We start from the raw sequence: 16,525 nt of genomic DNA on the forward strand, positions 1-16,525 counted from the left end.
ATGGAAGACGACAACTTGATTGAGAGTGTCGTCATCCGGGCGGGGCAACGCCCCGCCATGATGCTCTACGTTCCTCTCTCCATCTTCCTGCTCGAAATGCTGATCGGCTTGGCCTTGTTTCGCCTCGTCGGTTTTTGGGTCTTCACCCTCGTACCGATTCATTTCTATTTCGTTGTCAAGACGGCCGGCGACTACCACTGGCTATCCACCTTGAAGGCCGACGTCTATCACTGGTGGCTCTTTGTGGCAAACAAAGGGCTGCAGGGGAAAAAGGTTGTGACCTTCTGCGCAGAACCGCCGAAAGCAAGGACGAACGACTATGACGGTCTCTTCTGACCTGATCACCAACGAAACGCCCGCGACCAAGTACATACCGTATCGAAGCCAGCTCAACGCAACGACGTGTACGACGATCGAGCGTGACGTAACGTCGACCATCCAGTTCCGCGGCATTCCGTTCGAAACGATGAGCAAGGAGGAACTGGACGGCTACACACGGCAATGGTTCTCGACCATCAATACGCTGGGCGCGAACAACGCGCGCGTTGCGCTGTGGTCTCATCTGGTGCGACGACAATTGCAGTACGACATTTCGGGCATTGAGTACGACAACTCGTTCTCCGAGATGCTGGGCTCGCAATACGCTGAGCGTGTCGGCAAGCAAACGTACTATGTGAACGATCTGTTCCTCTCGCCCGTATATCGTCCTGCGCCGGGGCGTGCCGAGCGTATTGGCGCGAAGCTCGACAAGAAGGGCGGCCAGGCTGTTGCGGCAGTCGCGCTTGAGCAAATGGAACGCATCACTGCGCAACTGGTTCGAAGCATGCGCCGGTTCCAACCGACCGTTCTTGGCGTGCGCGAGTTCGATGACAAGCCGGCGGTGTCCGACCTTCAGTCGTTCTACGGAATGATCCTGAATGGGGAGTGGTCGCCGGTGCCGCTCGACACCTTCTCGGTTCGATACGGAATCCAGCGAAACGATCTCAATTTCGGCACCGAAGTCATCGAGATCATGGGGCCGACGCGCTCGCGCTACGCCGGCATCATTGGCCTCAAGGCCCCGTACGGCGCAGAAATGGCGAACGCTCGGATCTTTCATCCGCTGCTGCGCTTGCCCTGTGAGTTCATTCTGAGCCAGTCGCTCACGTTCATGCCTTTCAACGAGGCTGACAAGTTTCTCGAAAAGCAGATCAACAACTTCAGCAGCACCGATGAATCGGCCAACGCCGTCCAGTTGAAGCAGTTGCGTGACGCGCGAAGCAATCTTGCGGCTGGCAAATTTGGCATGGGCCAGCACGAATTCATTCTGACGGTCTACGGCGACTCCATCAAGGAGGTCAACGAGGCCATCGGCATGGCCGTTGCCGCGCTCGAAGAGAAGAGCATGATCGCGATCCGTAAGCGTCGCGGCAAACTGATTTCACAGTATTTCAGCATGCTGCCGGGCAACTTCCTGTTGGATCGGCTCGACGCGATGCCGATCAGCACCGACAACTTCGCTGCCTTCTTCCCGATGCACAACTTCATGACGGGGCGCGCAGATGGGAGTCAGTGGGGCATGCCGATCACCGTCCTGAAGACGACGAGCGGCGCGCCGTACTTCTTCAACTACCACGTCTCCCGGAAGAGCATGAAAGATCAGGGGGTGCAACTCGAATACGTCGATGACGAGGACGAGAAGCAGATCACCGAAGAGGAAGAGGAAAAGGCAGAGCTGGAAGGGCGTTCGGTCAGGGAACACCGCAAAGAGCTGGGCAATTACACCATCATCGGCCCGTCCGGCAGTGGCAAGACGCTGACTAAGCTATTCCTCCGCGCGCTGCTGCGCAAGCGTCGCAAAGGCGCGGGGATGCGCCCGATCAAGACGTTCGCATGGGACAAGGACTACGGCGAAGAGATCCTTGTCTGTGCCATGGGCGGAAAGTATTTTCGGTTCGAGGACAGCAAGCCGAGCGGGCTCAATCCGTTTGGCCTGCCTGATACACCGCAGAACCGCTCCTTCATCATGACTCTGCTGATGTGGTGCGCAGAGAGCGATCCGACCTACACGCGATCCGGTTCGGACGAGGAAACGTTGCTCAAGGTGATCGGTGACGTGTATGACCTGCCGACTACCCGTCGACTCTCGCGGATCATGGACACGCTTCCTGGTCCGATTGATGCGGTACGTACTGCGGGCGGGGTGGTTACTGGTCTAAAGGCTGCACTGCGCCGGTGGGTAGGCAACGACAGTCCGTATGGCTGGGTTCTCGACAACGCATACGATCGATTCGATTTGACTGGCGCGAATGACTTCGGGTTCGACATGACGTCGTTCCTTGACAACGCATATGCGCGCACGCCGATCCAGCTTCTCATCAACCATAAGATCGAATCGGCTATCGACGGTAGCCCGTTCGTTCTCGATATTACTGAGGCGTGGAAGGCCCTGAAAGATCCGTACATGCAATCGATGATCGAGAACAAGGCGAAAACGGTACGAAAGCAACTCGGGCTGATCGGGCTCGATACGCAAGATCCGACAGATCTGACCACTTCGCCAATCAAGGGGACGCTGCTGCAACAGTTCCCGACGCAGATCTATCTGCCGAACGACAAAGCGGATCGGGCCGATTACATCGACGGCATGAAGCTGACGGCGCGCGAATTCAAGTTCGTTACTACTGACATGCTGGAAGAGCCCGGCCAATTTTTGCTGAAGCAAGGCAAGGAGTCCGTAGTGGTTCGCAACGATCTTTCTGGCATGGATGACATGAACGCCGTGCTGTCAGCAAGTATCGAGAACGTCATGCTGGTGCGTGATTTGATCGAGAACAACGGGGATGACCCGAACGTCTGGTTGCCGAAATTCTTTAAGACAAGGAGCTAATCATCATGCTGCGGAAGATCCTCATCGCTGTTGCTGCAACGTTCACGATCGGCGCGCACGCGCAGGGCGTACCCACTTACGACAACATGGCGGCCATCAACATGGCTCAGCAGCTCGTCCAGGCCGCTCAACAGGTCGCCCAGCTCAAAGCGCAGTACGACCAAATCAAGGCGCAATTCGAGTCACTGAACGGTTTGCGCGATATTTCCAACCTGCTGAAGAACAAGCTGCTCACGCAGTTCCTCACGCCTGACCAGCAAGCACTTCTGAACGCGTTGCGGAGCGGCAGCATCAATGGGACGTTGGCCGGTCTCAGCGGCACGCTCGGGGACATTCAACAACAGAACGCGATCGTGAGCTGTCAGTCGGGCTACAGCAATGCGGCGATGCAAGCGGACTGCAATAAGCGCTGGAAACAGGCATCGCTGTCTCAGTACGTCGGCTCACAGGGGTACGAAGCTGCCGCGCAGAACATCGACAACTTGCAGCAGTTCCTGTCGAGCATCCAGTCGGCACCCGACCCGAAATCGCTCCAAGACCTTCAGGCTCGTATCGCGCTGGAGCAAGTCAAGCAGTCTGCCGAATCGCAAAAGCTGGCGATGTTCAAGGTGATGCAGGACGCGCAGGACAAGATGGACCGACTCAACGCGTCGGCTTCCACGGGAAAGATGCTGTCCGGCGGCACGGGCATCCGCTTCTAAACCAGTTTTAACAGAGAAAAATCATGAGGGCACCCTTTTACACGATCGCAATCGCGGCTCTGCTTACCATGCTCGGGGCGTGTGGTCAGCACAAGGCCGACGCGGACAACCAGAAAGCGTCCGAAGCGAAGCCGGTTGCTGATCCGATCAAGGCGGCACATACCTACTACGACGGCACCGATACCGCTCCGTGGCTCGCGCTGAACAAGGCTTGCAAAGGCGAGATCGCGGGTGGTAGCAAGGGCGTCAACTGCGAGGCATATACCGCCGCCAGCGCCGAAGCCGACAAGCTCATCCGCGCGAATCCCGCGGGGTTCGTCGGCCTGCGTGTTCGCCTGAAGTAAGGAACGTACGCCATGGCATCCGCCACTTTCTCGGATTTTTTTCAGAGCGTCGACAGCGTTCTGCACAACGTGTTTACAACCGCAGCGGCCGGCATGTCGAACTACATTCTGCCGGTGGGCTGGGTGATGTTCGGCATCTCCGCGCTGGTGTGGTCGCTGCTGCTGATGCAGGGCAAGATCGAATCTCCGGTGCAGGACTGGTTCTGGAAAGGCTTCGTGTGTGTGCTGATCCTCTACGCGGCCGGAAACTACTACTCATCGTGGATATCTGGCCCGCTGTTTCAGCTCCCCACTGATCTTTCTCATGCCATTGGCACCAGCGGGAACCCGAGCCAAGTTCTCGACTCGCTCGATGACAAGATGGAAGGGCTATGCAACGGCATTGCCGTCGCAATGGTCGACAACTTCCAGAACCTGAACGTCGGTGGTGGAGTAGTGATGTTGGTCGCACTCGTACTCGTTGCGATCGCATCGATTCTGTTGTTGGTTGCGGCCGCCTACAACATGCTCTATGCGAAGTTCGGCCTCGCGTTCGCACTCGCGGTTGGCCCGTTCTTTGTGGTTTGGCTGATGTGGAAGCAGACGCAACAGTGGTTCTGGTCGTGGATGAATACGATTCTGTACTTCGTGTTCCTCATTGTCGTATCGTCGCTGTTTATCGTCATGTTCGTTCAGATCACCGACAACTACATGACGAAGCTGGCTACCGCAGTGGGGGGACTCGCGCCCGCCGGGGCCGACGCGAGTTTGGCGGAGAAGATCGCAGGGTTGCTGAAGCAAGCTGTGTTGCCACCTGATCCGAGCTACGCGCAAGCGTCGCTGAACATTCTGAGCATCGCGTTCCAGCTCGTATTCATTTGCATCCCGCTGTTCTTCATCGAGATCCAGCTTCCCACGATCGTCGCAAGCATGACCGGTGGACAAGGCGGTAGCGTTGGCAGTGGCGGGTTGATGCTAATGCAAGCGGTTCGAACGGCAGCAATGGCGGGCGGAAAAAAAGCCTAAAGCAAAAAAATAGCAAGGAGCAGAGAACATGAAACAAATCACGGTCGCCGCTCTCGCGGCGCTAACCCTCGCTTTGTCCGCATGCGGCACGACTGAGCCCCCGCCCCCTGAGTGCAAGGGCACGCCGCGGGCCGTCAATCACCTGCCCGTTTCGCGCGCAGCGCTTACCTGCGAGGATCATCTGGCATGAGAACGCCTAAGCAAGTCTATGCCGAGAACGTATCGTTCGAAGAGCACAACGAGCAGACGAAGGATCGCCGGATAAAGCAATTCAAGTGGGCGGCAATCAGCGGGTGGAGCGTTGCGCTTCTGTCAGCGCTATCCGTTTCACCGCTGTTGCAGCTTCAGCACATCATCGCAACGGCGATCGTTGTCGATCGAGGGACTGGCGACTACAAGATCGAGCGCGACAGCATGGTTGTGGTGTCCCCCGGCAGCCCTGACTTCAATCAACGTGCTGTTTCAGATCTCGGCAGGTTCGTGAAGGCGAGAGAGGGGTTCTCTCGCGCAGAGGCCGACGCAAACTACAAGACGGTATGGCTTATGTCGTCGCAAAGTCTACGCGGTCAGTGGGATGCGTACTACAAGCCGGATCTCAACAAAACATCGCCGCTTAACGTCTTCGGTCAGGCCGACGTGAAGCTGCTCCAAAACTTCTCGTACTCATTCTTGCCGACGAGTGAGCCTGGTGTTCACGTAGCTCAGGTTCGGTACGACTTGATTACGCAGGTCGGGCAACTGCCGCCGACGAGTCAACGCATGGTTTCGACGGTGACGTTCAAGTATGGAAAGGCGAATGTCCCGACAGACCTTGACGACTACACGCTGAATGCGTTCGGCTTCGAAGTGACGAACTACCACGCCGACACTGACGGCCCGTCGCGAACGCTCACGCCTGCCGGCGTGATGCAAGCGCCCTCGTCGCCACCGCAGCCCTATATGCCCCAACCGCCTGTGCAGCAGTATCCGCAGCCCGCTCAGATCGTTAACGGGGGCAGCAAATGAAGATCCGTACGCTACGCATCGCTGCGCTGATAGCGATGTTCGCGTGCGAAGCAGCGCACGCGCTGACCGTCCCGGAATCGAGCCCGCAGGACAAGCACTTGCAGGTAGTGCCGTTCACAAGCGATGTGATCGCCGTCCAAGGCAAGGTTGGGATGATGACGCGCATTCGCTTTGGCGAAGGCGAGACCGTCATCGACTACGGCATGGGCGATAAATCGGCATGGACGGTGAAATACTCCGGAAACCAGATTGCTTTCGTGCCGAAGGCGGTTGACGGCGACACCAACCTGCTTGTCATCACGAACCGGCACGAATACTGGTTCTCGGTGGCCATGTCGGCCGACAGCTTCGAGCTGGCTCAGCAGCCCGACGAATCCAGCAAGAAGAAGCGCGCGAGCGCGAAGAAGGCGCACTTGCCGACGACTTGGCAGCTCAACATCGACTATCCACTTGCGGAACGTCAGGCGGTTGCCGCGAGCGATCCCAAGGTAAAAGCAGTGAAGGCGAAGGCACGATTCGAATCGGCGTTCGAGCGTGCGAAGCGAGAAGGGCGGCTCGATGCGGACTATGGCTACATCGGCCCTGATGAATTGCTTCCGACTGCCGCGTACAACAATGGCGAACTGACCTTCATCCTGTTTCCCAGCACGATCGCGCTTCCGCAGGTCTACGAGAAGGGCGTTGATGGTGTCGAATCGCGTGTTGCGTCGCATATGGAAGGCGACATGCTCGTTGTCCATACGGTCGTACGCAAGCTGATCATCCGGCGCGGCCGTCTTGCAGGATGCTTGATCGACGGCCAGTTCAACCCGAGCGGTGCAAACACAAACACCTATACGATTTCTCCGGACGTTCAACGAGTTTTGAACCCCGCCGGTGAAGAAGCGAAGGCCGGCGAGGAGGCCAGATAATGCGACTCAGAGACAAAACCGTTGAAGCGGCCGACCAGGATCGCATCGAGCTGAAAGAGCAGGTAGTAGCAGGTGCTACCCCCGGTCAGAAGCTGATCGGGGGGCTGACGGCCTTTGCAGCAGTCGGCGTCATTTTGGGCGGGCTGGGCTACAAATTCTGGTATTTACCGGCACACGGCGGCCCGGTTCCGACTGCCCTTCAGCAGCAGGAGCAGAAGGCCGATCAAGCTCCCCCGAAATCGCCAACCTTGTCTGTCCCGACCGGCGCGACCGCCGCGGCGGTTCCCGGCATGCCGGCTGCTGGCGGCCAACCTCCGCTACCGCCGGGGATGATGGGCGCACCGACCGGCGGTGGCAGCTCCGCTGGCTCGGCAGATATGGCGCAAGCGAATGCCCAGCTCGAACAGCAGCGTATGCAGGCGCAGGCAGCAGAGAAGGCGAAGCGAGAGGCGGATCAGAAGATCGTCCTCGATCGCAAGCTCGGGAGCGACATGGGAGCGATGCCCGGACGTGGCGATTCGGGAATCATGCCGGTTTCGGCTCAACCTCAGCAGCCGGGCGGAATGCCCGGCGTTACGCCGGCGTTCCCAATGCCCGGCATGGGCGGCAACGGAGGTTCGGCGCAAAGCGGTGACTTTTCAGCGCGGCTGATTCCGACGTCGACGCCGAAAGTTACGGCCACGCTGATCCCGAATCCGACCTTCACGGTTAAGAAGGGAACGCCCATCTCCTGCACGCTCGATACCGCCATCAATAGCGAAACGCTGGGCTTCGTGAGTTGCACGGTATCGCGACCCGTCTATGGCATGGATAGTCGCGTAGTCCTGATCGATCGTGGAAGTACTGTCGACGGCGAAATATCCAAGGGGCCGGAGCGCGGGAAGGCTCGTGCGCCGGTGCTGTGGGGAAGAATCGTGACGCCGTTGCATGTCGCGATTCAAGTCAATTCGCCCGGCACTGATACGCTCGGCGCGGCGGGCATCACTGGAAGCATCGACAACCACTATTGCGAGCGCTTCTGTGGTGCGTTCCTTTTCTCGTCCATGCAAGACTTGATTCAAGGTGGTATGCAGGCGTTGACGAGCAAATCCAGTGGAAGCACAAACATCGTTCTTCCGCAAAACACGCTCAATAGCGGGCAGACCGCTGCCGCGGAAATCTTGCAGCAGGGACGTGATGTGACGGCCACTTTCAGCAAGAACCAAGGCGACGAGATCTCGATCACCGTCGCGCGGGATCTCGATTTTTCCAGCGCATACCATCTGGAATCGGCACAACAATGAACTTCACGGAGCAGGAACACGTCGCGGCTCGTCTGGATGGATTTGATCCGGAGGAACTGGGCGCACTGAAGCATCGACTGCGGTTGCTCGATCCGTTCATGGTCGATGACGACGTGCAAGAAATCGCAATTGATGAGCCCGGCGGGGCTTGGTTGTGGAAGTCAGGCCACTGGTCTTATGTCGAAGTGCGTGATCTGGATTTTGCTTATCTCGCGACGCTGGGCCGCAATCTGGCGAACTTCACGAAGAAGCCATTCGACCGCTTCAACACGTCTTTGTCGGGGCATATGCCGGTGACGGGTGAGCGAATCGAAATGACTCACCCGCCGACCTGTCCAGAGAAGCAGCACTATCTCAACGTGCGAAAGCACTCGGTGCGATCGTTCCCGCACGACCATCTCGTTGAGATGGGCTACTACGCCCATACGCGTCATGAGTTCGCGTTGACGATCCCGGATGATCAACGGAAGCGGATTGAGGCTGGCTTGCTCGATGAGGAACGTGCGCTTTGGGAGATGGCGAAGACCGGAAACTGGTCAACCTTCATGAAACTTGCTGTCGAGTCAAAGCAGAACATCGTCGTGTCAGGAGCTACAGGTAGCGGCAAGACTTCGTACTTACGCTCATGTGTCGAGTTCGTTCCGACATACGAGAGGCTGATCACGGTTGAGGACACGCCCGAAATGCCGTTGCCGAACCACCCGAACCACAACCGATTGCTGTATCGGAAGAGTGATACCAACGGCGAGCAACTGGAAGGGGCGACGGCGAAGGACGTTCTTCATAGCGCGATGCGCAAGACGCCGGATCGTGTATTTATGGCTGAGTTGCGTGGCGACGAAGCCATGTTCTACTTGTCCGGTGTGCTCGCGTCGGGGCATCCCGGAGGGATGACAACGACCCACGCTAATTCGCCGAAGGATGCATTTTTCCGCCTCGCGATGCTCATCAAGCAATCTACGACGGGCGGCGGAATTGACCTGAAAGATATCTTGATGTTGCTCAGACAGACTGTTAACGTCGTCGTGCAACTCACGTTCGATCGCACGAAGGGGCGACACGTACCCGCCATCTACTACGATCCGATATATCGACTGTCACTGCTGGATTGACGAATGGAAGCACACACAACGCCGCCTACCGAACCACCCGACCCGGACAACGAACACGAATTCGATGAGTTCGACGGATGGGGAGGGCGCGGCGATCACGATTTCGATATTCGCGACACCATTGATAACTCCGAGCTGCACTGAAGGCAAGGCCGTCCAATCGTCTGGAGAAGAATGTGGAACATGAAGATAATTATGTATCGTTCGAAGAAATTCAATACAACGAACTCTCGAATCAGGTAGCGAAGTGGTCGGGCACTTCGGTGTCGGATCTCCCTAGCGGCGCTATTCATGAGTGGCCGTCGATCTTCACCGATTCGGATCGGGTTGCCAACACCGTTCCTGAGCAATATCGCGGCCTGGTGAACGGAGAAAGAGGGGCGGACATCGAGTCTCAGATTCGTATCTACGCCGTCGACACGCAAGGAAATGCGCTTGTCGAAAAGCGCGAGTCGGACAAGTATCTCGACGCTAACGGCAGCAGCATCCACATCGTTACGAAGGAGCAGGCATTTGCGATGGTTGAGCAGTACCGGCGAGACGCGGTCCGATCCGGGCTTGACTCGGCATCGGACGCAGACATGGCAAATCGACAGAACGTCCGCGAGCACCGGGCGTTACCTTCGGCCGGGGAAGCAGACGTTGCAAACCAGTTCAAGGGGACGGCGAGTGCGGAGAAGTTGGCGATCCGGGGAGCAGAAGCCGCGGTGGAGGAAAAAATGCAAGCCCAATATGTATCGGTGGCCGATGGTGTCAGGCGTGTTGAAGCGCCCGATGGAGAGGGGTATCTGAAGGCTGTCGAGACGTCGGATAGCAACGGGCTCCCGAATGGTCGATACGACCTGACTAAAGCCATCGAGGCGAATCGTCAGGCCGATCGAACCTATGACGGCCAGGTGCTGCACAAGGACAAAGAGAGCGTCTATCACCTCGTCGGTGAAGAGCTGTTCAAGCACTCGATGTTCGAGATCGCGAAGCACAAGCTGCCGGAGATCGGCTCGCATCTCGCAGTGACGTACGCCGCCGGCATTCCGCAGATCCCGGTCGAGGCAACCGCCGCATACGTTGCGCCGCAGCCGCCGCATCACACGCGGCCCGTCGAGAGCATGGAAGCGAACCGCGCGCGAGCTGAAGTAGCGAAAGACCTTCAAGTGTTGTTCGCTCACGATCCGCGTGTTGTCGACAAGCTGTCTGCCAGTTCGGAGGCTGGAGCGCGTGGTGCGGCGGCCGGGGCGCAGATCGATGCGATCGCTGCGAAGGTGAATGTTCATCAGGAGTATGCAGGCGAGTTGAAGCGCGTTTCGCCCGACCTGTTCGAGAAAACTGCGTCGCCGGCGATGAAGGAGCGGATCGCGACGATGGTTGAGGTGGCTGAGCGAGCCGACCAAGCAAAGACTCTGACCGGCAAGACCCAAGCCGAGTCCGGCGACAAGCAACAGCATGGCAATGGCGACCAGAAGAAGGACGTGGAAAAGGAACGTCGCGGGTTTCAAGTTCCTTCGCACATTCGAACGAGCGTCGAGGCCCGGACCCAGCAAGCTCGCGATCTTTTGACGAAGGCGCACACGCTTCAGCCGCTCTACGCGGCCCAGCCGCAGCGCGACCATCAGCGGCCGAAGCCGCCGGCCGCCACGAAGAAGCGTGGCATGTCTCGCTGATCGAATTCTCTGCCGGCCTTTGTGCCTTGCGCGCGACACAACAGTGCCGCGCGCTTTTTTTTATTGAGTTTCGGCGCGGAATGCCGTTAAACCGGGTAGCCATTTATGGGGCCGTGAGGCAAGCCGCGTGTAGAATCAATGTAGATACAAGCCGCTTGCCATTTTCGTGGTTGGTATCTACAATGGATATACATTCGGAGCGAGATATGGAACTAAAAATTCAGAAATGGGGTAACAGCGCGGCAGTCCGGCTGCCCGCTGTATTGCTGGAGCAGATCGGCGCATCGGCAGGCAGTTCGCTGAACGCCGATGTGCGGCCCGATGGCGTGTTGCTGACGCCTGCTCGCCGTAAGTATTCGCTGGATGAACTGGTCGCGCAGTGCGACCAGAATGCTCCGCAACCCGCTGACCTTGCTGCCTGGGTCGAAGCAAAGCCAGTGGGGCATGAAGCATGGTGAGGCGCGTCAAATTCGAGCGTGGCGATATCGTGCGCGTCAGCCTGAATCCCACGATAGGGAAGGAGCAACAAGGGGATTTCCGGCCCGCGCTCGTTCTCTCGCCTGCTGCGTTCAACGCGCTCGGCGTGGCGCTCGTTGCACCGATCACGCAGGGAGGCGAATTCGCGCGATATGCCGGATTCGCCGTGCCTCTCTCGGGTGCGGGAACTGAAACGCAGGGCGTGGCGCTTGTGAACATGGTTCGCACGCTCGATCTTGAAGCGCGGGGTGCCCGCAAGGTTGAGCGCGCACCGGTCGAAGTTGTCGAAGATGCGCTCGCTCGCCTGCAAACCATTTTGGAATAACGGAATAAGCGAATGAATTTCTTGCAGCCAAACAGGCAGTGGATCGAAGAGGCCGACGCCGCGATCCGAACGGTCAATCCGAGTGCCGCCGAAGTCGTTGAGGCGACTCGTGGTTTCGCTGTGTTGGGGCGTGAAGGCGTGCTTACCGCGCGCCTCTCCGATGGAACCCAGTGGCAGATCAACGGGCAGGACGTGCGACAGCTTACCGCCGACGAAATCGCCGCTCGGGCTCGGCTCCACGAATCGTTTCAGTGAGACGACGGGTTGTCGCTCGGGTTCAACGAATAGGAAAACTCACTGCAAATGATGAAGCTCACACCTCACGAAATTCTGACGTACCTCGGCATCAGCATTCCGCAAGACGGCCTTGATATCAACTCGCACGACCTGTATCTGCATGCGACGTTGCTCCGTCTTCTCGGGCAGCAGATGCGCGTTGACGCTATTCCTGGTACTGAGTTGGCTGAACTCCTTGCCGGCCTGCACGGCGTCCACTTCGGGCCGGGCGCTGTTGTACCCGAGCGCTGTTCTCGCGCGCGACGGGCATCACTTCACGATCGGCAAAACGATCTACGGTATGTCAGCGGTGCCGTCGAAGTTGCCCGCCTAAACCCCGGAAAATTGCACCATGTTCAAGAACCTCAATCGCACGGTTGACGAAAAGAGTCTCCGGGCATTCATCCTCGGGGCAGCGCTCGCGCTCATTGGCCTGATCGCGTCGGCCATCATCGGCTCCTTGATCCCGCTTTGCCTTGGCCTGTCTGCGTATTGCGTGGCGTGCTGGCCGCTGTTGAAGCGCCTTGGCTTTGTCGCCTTGACTGGCCGTTACCCACGGTAGGGAAAATTCGCTGGCGTGGCCAGCATGGATGACCGACTTGTGCGCGTTAATCGCGAATTAGCTAACACCCCATGAACCCGGAAAATTGCGAGATGGCTGGCGACGTTCACAAGCAACTGGTGACGCTTGGCGAGAAGTGGCTGAAGCGACAAGGATTCTCGGTCGTCGCTAGCGAACTTGTCACGGGTGGTACGAGAGAGCAGGCCGACGTGATCGGTTTTCGCACGAATTGTTCGGCGGTAATCGAAGCCAAGGCGTCACGGTCGGATTTTCTCGCTGACGCACGCAAGCCGCATCGGATGGCAGGCGGATTGGGGGTGTATCGCTTCTACCTGTGCCCGCCTGGTGTAATTGAAGTGTGCGACCTGCCGGAGCGTTGGGGACTGTTATACGCACAAGGGCGCAGCGTGCTCGACGTGCTGCGCCCAACAGGAAACGGATGGCCGTCGCCGGGTTCAGCGTTCAGCGACTGGCACGCGTTTCAACACAAGGCCGACGTCGATGCGGAGCGTGGCGTCCTGTTCTCGATAGCACGGCGGCGATCGTTGTCACGGTCAGATGAGCAGTACGAAAAGCGGTTGCAAGAGGAAACTCGACGTGGCGACCGGCTCGCGCGAGAAAACGCCGAGTTGGCCGAGAAGGTGCGAAAGCTGGAACTCGATCTGTATTTGGCCGAGCGCGGACTTCAAGCGGGCAAGCAAGGCCCGGCCGAGTTGAAGGCTGCGATACGTCGAAAGATTGCATAGGAAATTCGCCGCCACGCGCGGCATTGGAAAGTGCGGAGATTAAAATGAATTTGAAATATAGCGCTGCGTTCAGCTTTGCAGTTCTCGTGTTTTGTTCGCTCGTGTCGAGCAAGCTCGATATTGGCACTGGCTTCTTGATGATCGTTTCCTTCGCTGCACTCAACGGTTGGTTTTTTATCTACAACCTATGTCGGTATTTCGAGGCGATCATCGCGCTGCGCACCGATATCGACGCGAAATCAAGTTCGGCAAGCGCGTCGAGCACCTGACCACGGAAAATTCGCCGGCGCGGCCGGCACTAGAAATCGGAACACTCGCGATGGCTGGTGATCGGGAAAAATGAACCAAGTAATGAAACGGAATCTGTTCATCGCTGTGGCCGGCGTCGCGGTCTTTGCGACTCTACTGCCGGTGGCAACATGGGTTGGGCGTACAGCGGGGCGTGAGGACGGCAAACGGGCCATCGAGCGCGTTCAGCTCGTCTGGCCGTCCATTCTCTCGATGCCGACCGAGGATCGTGCGCTTATCGCTTCGCTTGGTATGCAATGTCGTTTACAAGACCGGCCGCTGGTCGCCAATGAGGTTATCGCGTGCTTGCGTGATGCCGCGGCAGATCCCGATACGAATTTCCCTACCGGTGTCGACAGAAGAGCAGCGCAAGCACGTTTGAACGAGCTGTTGCGCTTGCGACAGCATACGTGAGGATGGTGATGGGAAAGAAAGCCACGACGGGCGAAAGCGGATTGCCTGACGGCAGGTACATGGCGAAGTGCCGAGAGCGAAACGCTATAGCCGCCGGAATGAATGGTCATAGCTTGGTATGGCCGACCGCGATATTGCGGGTAGCTAATGGAATCGCGATATTCGAGCGAGATGGAGTTAAAGTGTGGTCGTGCAACGCGATGTATGCCGCCACCCACTTTGAAATTGAGGATGTCTGAAATATAAGCCGCTGCTTCGGCTTCGTCGGGTATGTCGATATGTCTATCATTGGCGCGACGCGATTAGATCAATCAATCGCTAAAAGGATAGACATAACGAATTACAAAAAATATAATAGACCCATAAATGACGAACAACAGGAGCAGAGATGAAAAACACTTTTCGGGCGGTCAGCGACGCCGATTCGGTTGATATCCCGGCAGGCATTGCGCGGAGCGCACGCTACAGCCGGGCAGTCGCAATCGCAGAGCGCGAGATCGTCCCGGTTCCGCAAGAGTTTGCCAACGAGTGCCGGTTTCGCGTTCCCGTTGCCATGACCAGCTCAGCATGGGAAGAGTGCGTTGAGTGGGCCGAGGCCGGTACTTCGGACGTCGTATGGGACGTTCTCTTTGCTGCCCTGGGCGCAATTCGCTCGAAGACGAGCAAGGCGCGTAGCGCGGACTTCGCGGTGCTGAGGGTCGCCACCGGGCAGAGCGAGGCCACGCCCGTCTCGCTGCGCGCAGAAGTCGAGGCCGATGACGAAGGCCAGCCCGCGCTCACCATCTATCTGGCAAGTGAATGATCACCCACGCTTGCGGCCACGACGGCCGCAGGCGCTCGCGAGGAACCCAAAATGCTCGAAATTTTCCTGCTTGTCTCTGCATCTGTCTTGGCTTTTCCGTTCGCCGTGCCGCGCGATCGCCGGGCGACCACTGTGGTCGTTCAGCATCCGTTTGTGGCGGAGGGCGAGCGGTGAAGCTCTGGTGGTCGCGGAATGGGCTGGTTTCAGCTCCCACCGGCCTTGCCGTTAACACGTTGTCTGATCCTGTCGCCAGACTAGCCGCAAGCGTGAAGACCATATGCTGATGATTGTCCTATCTACCACGCCCCTTCAGCTCGTCGTTTGCTTCATCGTCGCGTTTGCGCTTCATCGATGGGCCGGGCGCTCAACATCGATGCTGGGACTCTCGTATCCGCTGCTTATGGTTGTACTTGCGTTCACCGGTGCAGTGTGGCTTGCGCAATGGGCCGCACGCTGGACGTGGGGTGTCAGCGTGGCTATGTGGTACTGCGCGGGAGCGGTCGGTGCAGTTAGCCTGGTGCTGATCGCGGTCATGCTTCTGGCGCTACATGCAAAGGGCATGGTCGAGCGGCAGCGCGAGAGGCGGATCGGCCTGATTCTGGAGGTGCGTTATCCCGGTGCGAGAGCGCGGCGACGCACCAGTGGGGCTTGGCAACTAATAGACGCAAGATCCGGGCGGGTGCTGGATGAATTGACGTCGACGGATGTGGCTCGCTGCGTGCGAACTCATATTCGAAACTGATAGAGGGAATCAATGATGAAATGCGTTCGAGGGGTAGGGCTCGTATTCTGCGTTGCGGCTGCGCTTGCGTCGGCTGTCGCCGCGGCCGATCCGATGCCGACTGGTGCGGGCTACGAGGTAGGATTCTCGCCGGCCGGTACGGCGTTGCCGATGATTGTTCGAGGGATCGAGCAGGCGAAGACGTCGATTCTCGTTGCTGCTTACTCCTTCACCAGCAAGCCGATCGCGACGGCGTTGGTCGCAGCGCAACGGCGCGGGGTGAGGGTCGCGGTTGTGGCGGACAAGGCGCAGAACTCGCGGCAGTATTCGGCAGTATGGTATCTGGCGAATCAAGGCGTCCCAGTACGGCTCAACGATCGATATCAAGACCAGCACAACAAGTTTATGGTGATCGACGGTAGCCACGTCGAAACCGGCAGCTTTAACTTCTCGTCGTCGGCTTCTTACAAGAACGCCGAGAACGCCCTGTTCCTGCGCAACGTCCAGCCCATCGCCGCTCAGTACGATGCCGAATGGCGTCGGCTGTGGCAGGAAAGCACGGATCTCAACGGAAGGTACTGATGCCGGTGAGCGCTGCTTATGTCGCGGAGATTCTGAAACTGATCGCAATTGCCGCTTCCATCGGGGGCGGTATCACGTATCTCGTTACGCGGGCTGAGCGACGCGAGAGAAGGACTAGAATGCCGACAGACTCGGATCGCTGGAAGCGGAGTGTGTACAACCCGCGAGAATTCAGGCGGAACCGGAATGACATTTTGTGAGATAGACAAATAGAATTACACGGTATATCATAATGTCTATCTATGCGCGAGGATATGGAATGAGGCTTGAAATCACGATCACTGGAGTTGAACCGGCATCGAACCCGGATCTTCCGAGCCACCTTTTTCCGGGGGTGGGTAGTGCTGGCGCAACATTTCGCGTCACCTCTGGAACTGCCCCGGATCGGGACAAGATGAGCGACCTACTTGGCTCGGCCGTTGTCGACGCTCAACTGGTTCACTA

23 protein-coding genes are annotated in these 16,525 nt (G+C 58.1%); all 23 read left to right on the top strand.

The window, feature by feature from the left end; all coding sequences use genetic code 11:
• The 23 genes from LXE91_RS43525 (at position 1) to LXE91_RS43640 (ending at position 16,081) form a co-directional block, all read left to right on the top strand.
• Positions 1 to 336 (top strand): VirB3 family type IV secretion system protein, encoded by a 336-nt coding sequence (locus LXE91_RS43525; protein ID WP_039341530.1) that lies wholly within the window; start codon positions 1 to 3, stop codon positions 334 to 336.
• The gene (locus LXE91_RS43530; RefSeq protein ID WP_039341527.1) at positions 320 to 2,869 is read left to right on the top strand and encodes a VirB4 family type IV secretion/conjugal transfer ATPase; all 2,550 of its coding nucleotides are present in this window, start codon (positions 320 to 322) and stop codon (positions 2,867 to 2,869) included. The genes LXE91_RS43525 and LXE91_RS43530 overlap by 17 nt, the downstream gene beginning before the upstream one ends.
• A gap of 5 nt (positions 2,870 to 2,874) precedes the next feature.
• The gene (locus LXE91_RS43535; RefSeq protein ID WP_039341525.1) at positions 2,875 to 3,570 is read left to right on the top strand and encodes a TrbJ/VirB5 family protein; all 696 of its coding nucleotides are present in this window, start codon (positions 2,875 to 2,877) and stop codon (positions 3,568 to 3,570) included.
• Positions 3,571 to 3,593: 23 nt separating this feature from the next.
• Positions 3,594 to 3,914 (top strand): hypothetical protein, encoded by a 321-nt coding sequence (locus LXE91_RS43540; RefSeq protein WP_141715655.1) that lies wholly within the window; start codon positions 3,594 to 3,596, stop codon positions 3,912 to 3,914.
• A gap of 12 nt (positions 3,915 to 3,926) precedes the next feature.
• The gene (locus LXE91_RS43545; RefSeq protein WP_039341519.1) at positions 3,927 to 4,919 is read left to right on the top strand and encodes a TrbL/VirB6 family protein; all 993 of its coding nucleotides are present in this window, start codon (positions 3,927 to 3,929) and stop codon (positions 4,917 to 4,919) included.
• 186 nt (positions 4,920 to 5,105) lie between these two features.
• Complete coding sequence (locus tag LXE91_RS43550) at positions 5,106 to 5,924, top strand: VirB8 family type IV secretion system protein (RefSeq protein WP_039341516.1); 819 nt, start codon at positions 5,106 to 5,108, stop codon at positions 5,922 to 5,924.
• The gene (locus LXE91_RS43555) at positions 5,921 to 6,835 is read left to right on the top strand and encodes a TrbG/VirB9 family P-type conjugative transfer protein (protein ID WP_046196911.1); all 915 of its coding nucleotides are present in this window, start codon (positions 5,921 to 5,923) and stop codon (positions 6,833 to 6,835) included. The genes LXE91_RS43550 and LXE91_RS43555 overlap by 4 nt, the downstream gene beginning before the upstream one ends.
• On the top strand, positions 6,835 to 8,118 hold the full coding sequence (locus tag LXE91_RS43560) for a TrbI/VirB10 family protein (protein ID WP_069586065.1): 1,284 nt from the start codon (positions 6,835 to 6,837) through the stop codon (positions 8,116 to 8,118). The genes LXE91_RS43555 and LXE91_RS43560 overlap by 1 nt, the downstream gene beginning before the upstream one ends.
• A complete protein-coding gene (gene virB11 / locus LXE91_RS43565; RefSeq protein ID WP_069586064.1) occupies positions 8,115 to 9,230 on the top strand; it encodes a P-type DNA transfer ATPase VirB11 in 1,116 nt (371 codons plus the stop codon). Before LXE91_RS43560 ends, virB11 begins: the two co-directional genes overlap by 4 nt.
• Before the next feature lie 3 nt (positions 9,231 to 9,233).
• On the top strand, positions 9,234 to 9,374 hold the full coding sequence (locus LXE91_RS43570) for a hypothetical protein (RefSeq protein WP_157644980.1): 141 nt from the start codon (positions 9,234 to 9,236) through the stop codon (positions 9,372 to 9,374).
• A gap of 32 nt (positions 9,375 to 9,406) precedes the next feature.
• Positions 9,407 to 10,888, top strand: coding sequence for a KfrB domain-containing protein (locus LXE91_RS43575; protein ID WP_069586063.1), 1,482 nt, complete (start codon positions 9,407 to 9,409; stop codon positions 10,886 to 10,888).
• Between the two features lie 206 nt (positions 10,889 to 11,094).
• A complete protein-coding gene (locus LXE91_RS43580; protein WP_076841588.1) occupies positions 11,095 to 11,346 on the top strand; it encodes an AbrB/MazE/SpoVT family DNA-binding domain-containing protein in 252 nt (83 codons plus the stop codon).
• Complete coding sequence (locus tag LXE91_RS43585) at positions 11,340 to 11,690, top strand: type II toxin-antitoxin system ChpB family toxin (RefSeq protein ID WP_039341512.1); 351 nt, start codon at positions 11,340 to 11,342, stop codon at positions 11,688 to 11,690. The genes LXE91_RS43580 and LXE91_RS43585 overlap by 7 nt, the downstream gene beginning before the upstream one ends.
• Before the next feature lie 12 nt (positions 11,691 to 11,702).
• Positions 11,703 to 11,945, top strand: coding sequence for a hypothetical protein (locus LXE91_RS43590; RefSeq protein WP_039341511.1), 243 nt, complete (start codon positions 11,703 to 11,705; stop codon positions 11,943 to 11,945).
• A gap of 48 nt (positions 11,946 to 11,993) precedes the next feature.
• Entirely contained in the window at positions 11,994 to 12,347 is a 354-nt protein-coding gene (locus tag LXE91_RS43595) for a hypothetical protein (protein WP_157644981.1), read from the top strand.
• Positions 12,319 to 12,528 (top strand): hypothetical protein, encoded by a 210-nt coding sequence (locus tag LXE91_RS43600; protein ID WP_039341506.1) that lies wholly within the window; start codon positions 12,319 to 12,321, stop codon positions 12,526 to 12,528. The genes LXE91_RS43595 and LXE91_RS43600 overlap by 29 nt, the downstream gene beginning before the upstream one ends.
• A gap of 71 nt (positions 12,529 to 12,599) precedes the next feature.
• Positions 12,600 to 13,274 carry a hypothetical protein gene (locus LXE91_RS43605; RefSeq protein ID WP_076841591.1) on the top strand — a complete coding sequence of 225 codons (675 nt, stop codon included), beginning with the start codon at positions 12,600 to 12,602 and terminating at the stop codon, positions 13,272 to 13,274.
• Positions 13,275 to 13,318: 44 nt separating this feature from the next.
• Positions 13,319 to 13,543, top strand: coding sequence for a hypothetical protein (locus LXE91_RS43610; RefSeq protein WP_039341503.1), 225 nt, complete (start codon positions 13,319 to 13,321; stop codon positions 13,541 to 13,543).
• Between the two features lie 70 nt (positions 13,544 to 13,613).
• The gene (locus LXE91_RS43615; protein WP_069586060.1) at positions 13,614 to 13,976 is read left to right on the top strand and encodes a hypothetical protein; all 363 of its coding nucleotides are present in this window, start codon (positions 13,614 to 13,616) and stop codon (positions 13,974 to 13,976) included.
• Between the two features lie 388 nt (positions 13,977 to 14,364).
• Positions 14,365 to 14,778 (top strand): DUF6573 family protein, encoded by a 414-nt coding sequence (locus tag LXE91_RS43625; protein WP_069586059.1) that lies wholly within the window; start codon positions 14,365 to 14,367, stop codon positions 14,776 to 14,778.
• A gap of 51 nt (positions 14,779 to 14,829) precedes the next feature.
• Positions 14,830 to 14,952 carry a hypothetical protein gene (locus LXE91_RS43630; protein WP_256103105.1) on the top strand — a complete coding sequence of 41 codons (123 nt, stop codon included), beginning with the start codon at positions 14,830 to 14,832 and terminating at the stop codon, positions 14,950 to 14,952.
• A 103-nt stretch (positions 14,953 to 15,055) separates the two neighbouring features.
• On the top strand, positions 15,056 to 15,520 hold the full coding sequence (locus LXE91_RS43635; protein ID WP_039341501.1) for a hypothetical protein: 465 nt from the start codon (positions 15,056 to 15,058) through the stop codon (positions 15,518 to 15,520).
• 15 nt (positions 15,521 to 15,535) lie between these two features.
• On the top strand, positions 15,536 to 16,081 hold the full coding sequence (locus LXE91_RS43640; protein WP_175035022.1) for a phospholipase D family nuclease: 546 nt from the start codon (positions 15,536 to 15,538) through the stop codon (positions 16,079 to 16,081).
• Positions 16,082 to 16,525: the final 444 nt, after the last annotated feature.

Origin of the sequence: Burkholderia contaminans (assembly GCF_029633825.1) — a bacterium.
Classification (GTDB): domain Bacteria; phylum Pseudomonadota; class Gammaproteobacteria; order Burkholderiales; family Burkholderiaceae; genus Burkholderia; species Burkholderia contaminans.

Excerpts from the sequence above, each read along its gene's own strand:
- LXE91_RS43525 (WP_039341530.1), top strand. The coding sequence starts at position 1 with ATGGAAGACGACAACTTGATTGAGAGTGTCGTCATCCGGGCGGGGCAA.
- LXE91_RS43530 (WP_039341527.1), top strand. The coding sequence starts at position 320 with ATGACGGTCTCTTCTGACCTGATCACCAACGAAACGCCCGCGACCAAG.
- LXE91_RS43535 (WP_039341525.1), top strand. The coding sequence starts at position 2,875 with ATGCTGCGGAAGATCCTCATCGCTGTTGCTGCAACGTTCACGATCGGC.
- LXE91_RS43540 (WP_141715655.1), top strand. The coding sequence starts at position 3,594 with ATGAGGGCACCCTTTTACACGATCGCAATCGCGGCTCTGCTTACCATG.
- LXE91_RS43545 (WP_039341519.1), top strand. The coding sequence starts at position 3,927 with ATGGCATCCGCCACTTTCTCGGATTTTTTTCAGAGCGTCGACAGCGTT.
- LXE91_RS43550 (WP_039341516.1), top strand. The coding sequence starts at position 5,106 with ATGAGAACGCCTAAGCAAGTCTATGCCGAGAACGTATCGTTCGAAGAG.
- LXE91_RS43555 (WP_046196911.1), top strand. The coding sequence starts at position 5,921 with ATGAAGATCCGTACGCTACGCATCGCTGCGCTGATAGCGATGTTCGCG.
- LXE91_RS43560 (WP_069586065.1), top strand. The coding sequence starts at position 6,835 with ATGCGACTCAGAGACAAAACCGTTGAAGCGGCCGACCAGGATCGCATC.
- virB11 (WP_069586064.1), top strand. The coding sequence starts at position 8,115 with ATGAACTTCACGGAGCAGGAACACGTCGCGGCTCGTCTGGATGGATTT.
- LXE91_RS43570 (WP_157644980.1), top strand. The coding sequence starts at position 9,234 with ATGGAAGCACACACAACGCCGCCTACCGAACCACCCGACCCGGACAAC.
- LXE91_RS43580 (WP_076841588.1), top strand. The coding sequence starts at position 11,095 with ATGGAACTAAAAATTCAGAAATGGGGTAACAGCGCGGCAGTCCGGCTG.
- LXE91_RS43585 (WP_039341512.1), top strand. The coding sequence starts at position 11,340 with ATGGTGAGGCGCGTCAAATTCGAGCGTGGCGATATCGTGCGCGTCAGC.
- LXE91_RS43590 (WP_039341511.1), top strand. The coding sequence starts at position 11,703 with ATGAATTTCTTGCAGCCAAACAGGCAGTGGATCGAAGAGGCCGACGCC.
- LXE91_RS43595 (WP_157644981.1), top strand. The coding sequence starts at position 11,994 with ATGATGAAGCTCACACCTCACGAAATTCTGACGTACCTCGGCATCAGC.
- LXE91_RS43600 (WP_039341506.1), top strand. The coding sequence starts at position 12,319 with ATGTTCAAGAACCTCAATCGCACGGTTGACGAAAAGAGTCTCCGGGCA.
- LXE91_RS43605 (WP_076841591.1), top strand. The coding sequence starts at position 12,600 with ATGAACCCGGAAAATTGCGAGATGGCTGGCGACGTTCACAAGCAACTG.
- LXE91_RS43610 (WP_039341503.1), top strand. The coding sequence starts at position 13,319 with ATGAATTTGAAATATAGCGCTGCGTTCAGCTTTGCAGTTCTCGTGTTT.
- LXE91_RS43615 (WP_069586060.1), top strand. The coding sequence starts at position 13,614 with ATGAACCAAGTAATGAAACGGAATCTGTTCATCGCTGTGGCCGGCGTC.
- LXE91_RS43625 (WP_069586059.1), top strand. The coding sequence starts at position 14,365 with ATGAAAAACACTTTTCGGGCGGTCAGCGACGCCGATTCGGTTGATATC.
- LXE91_RS43630 (WP_256103105.1), top strand. The coding sequence starts at position 14,830 with ATGCTCGAAATTTTCCTGCTTGTCTCTGCATCTGTCTTGGCTTTTCCG.
- LXE91_RS43635 (WP_039341501.1), top strand. The coding sequence starts at position 15,056 with ATGCTGATGATTGTCCTATCTACCACGCCCCTTCAGCTCGTCGTTTGC.
- LXE91_RS43640 (WP_175035022.1), top strand. The coding sequence starts at position 15,536 with ATGAAATGCGTTCGAGGGGTAGGGCTCGTATTCTGCGTTGCGGCTGCG.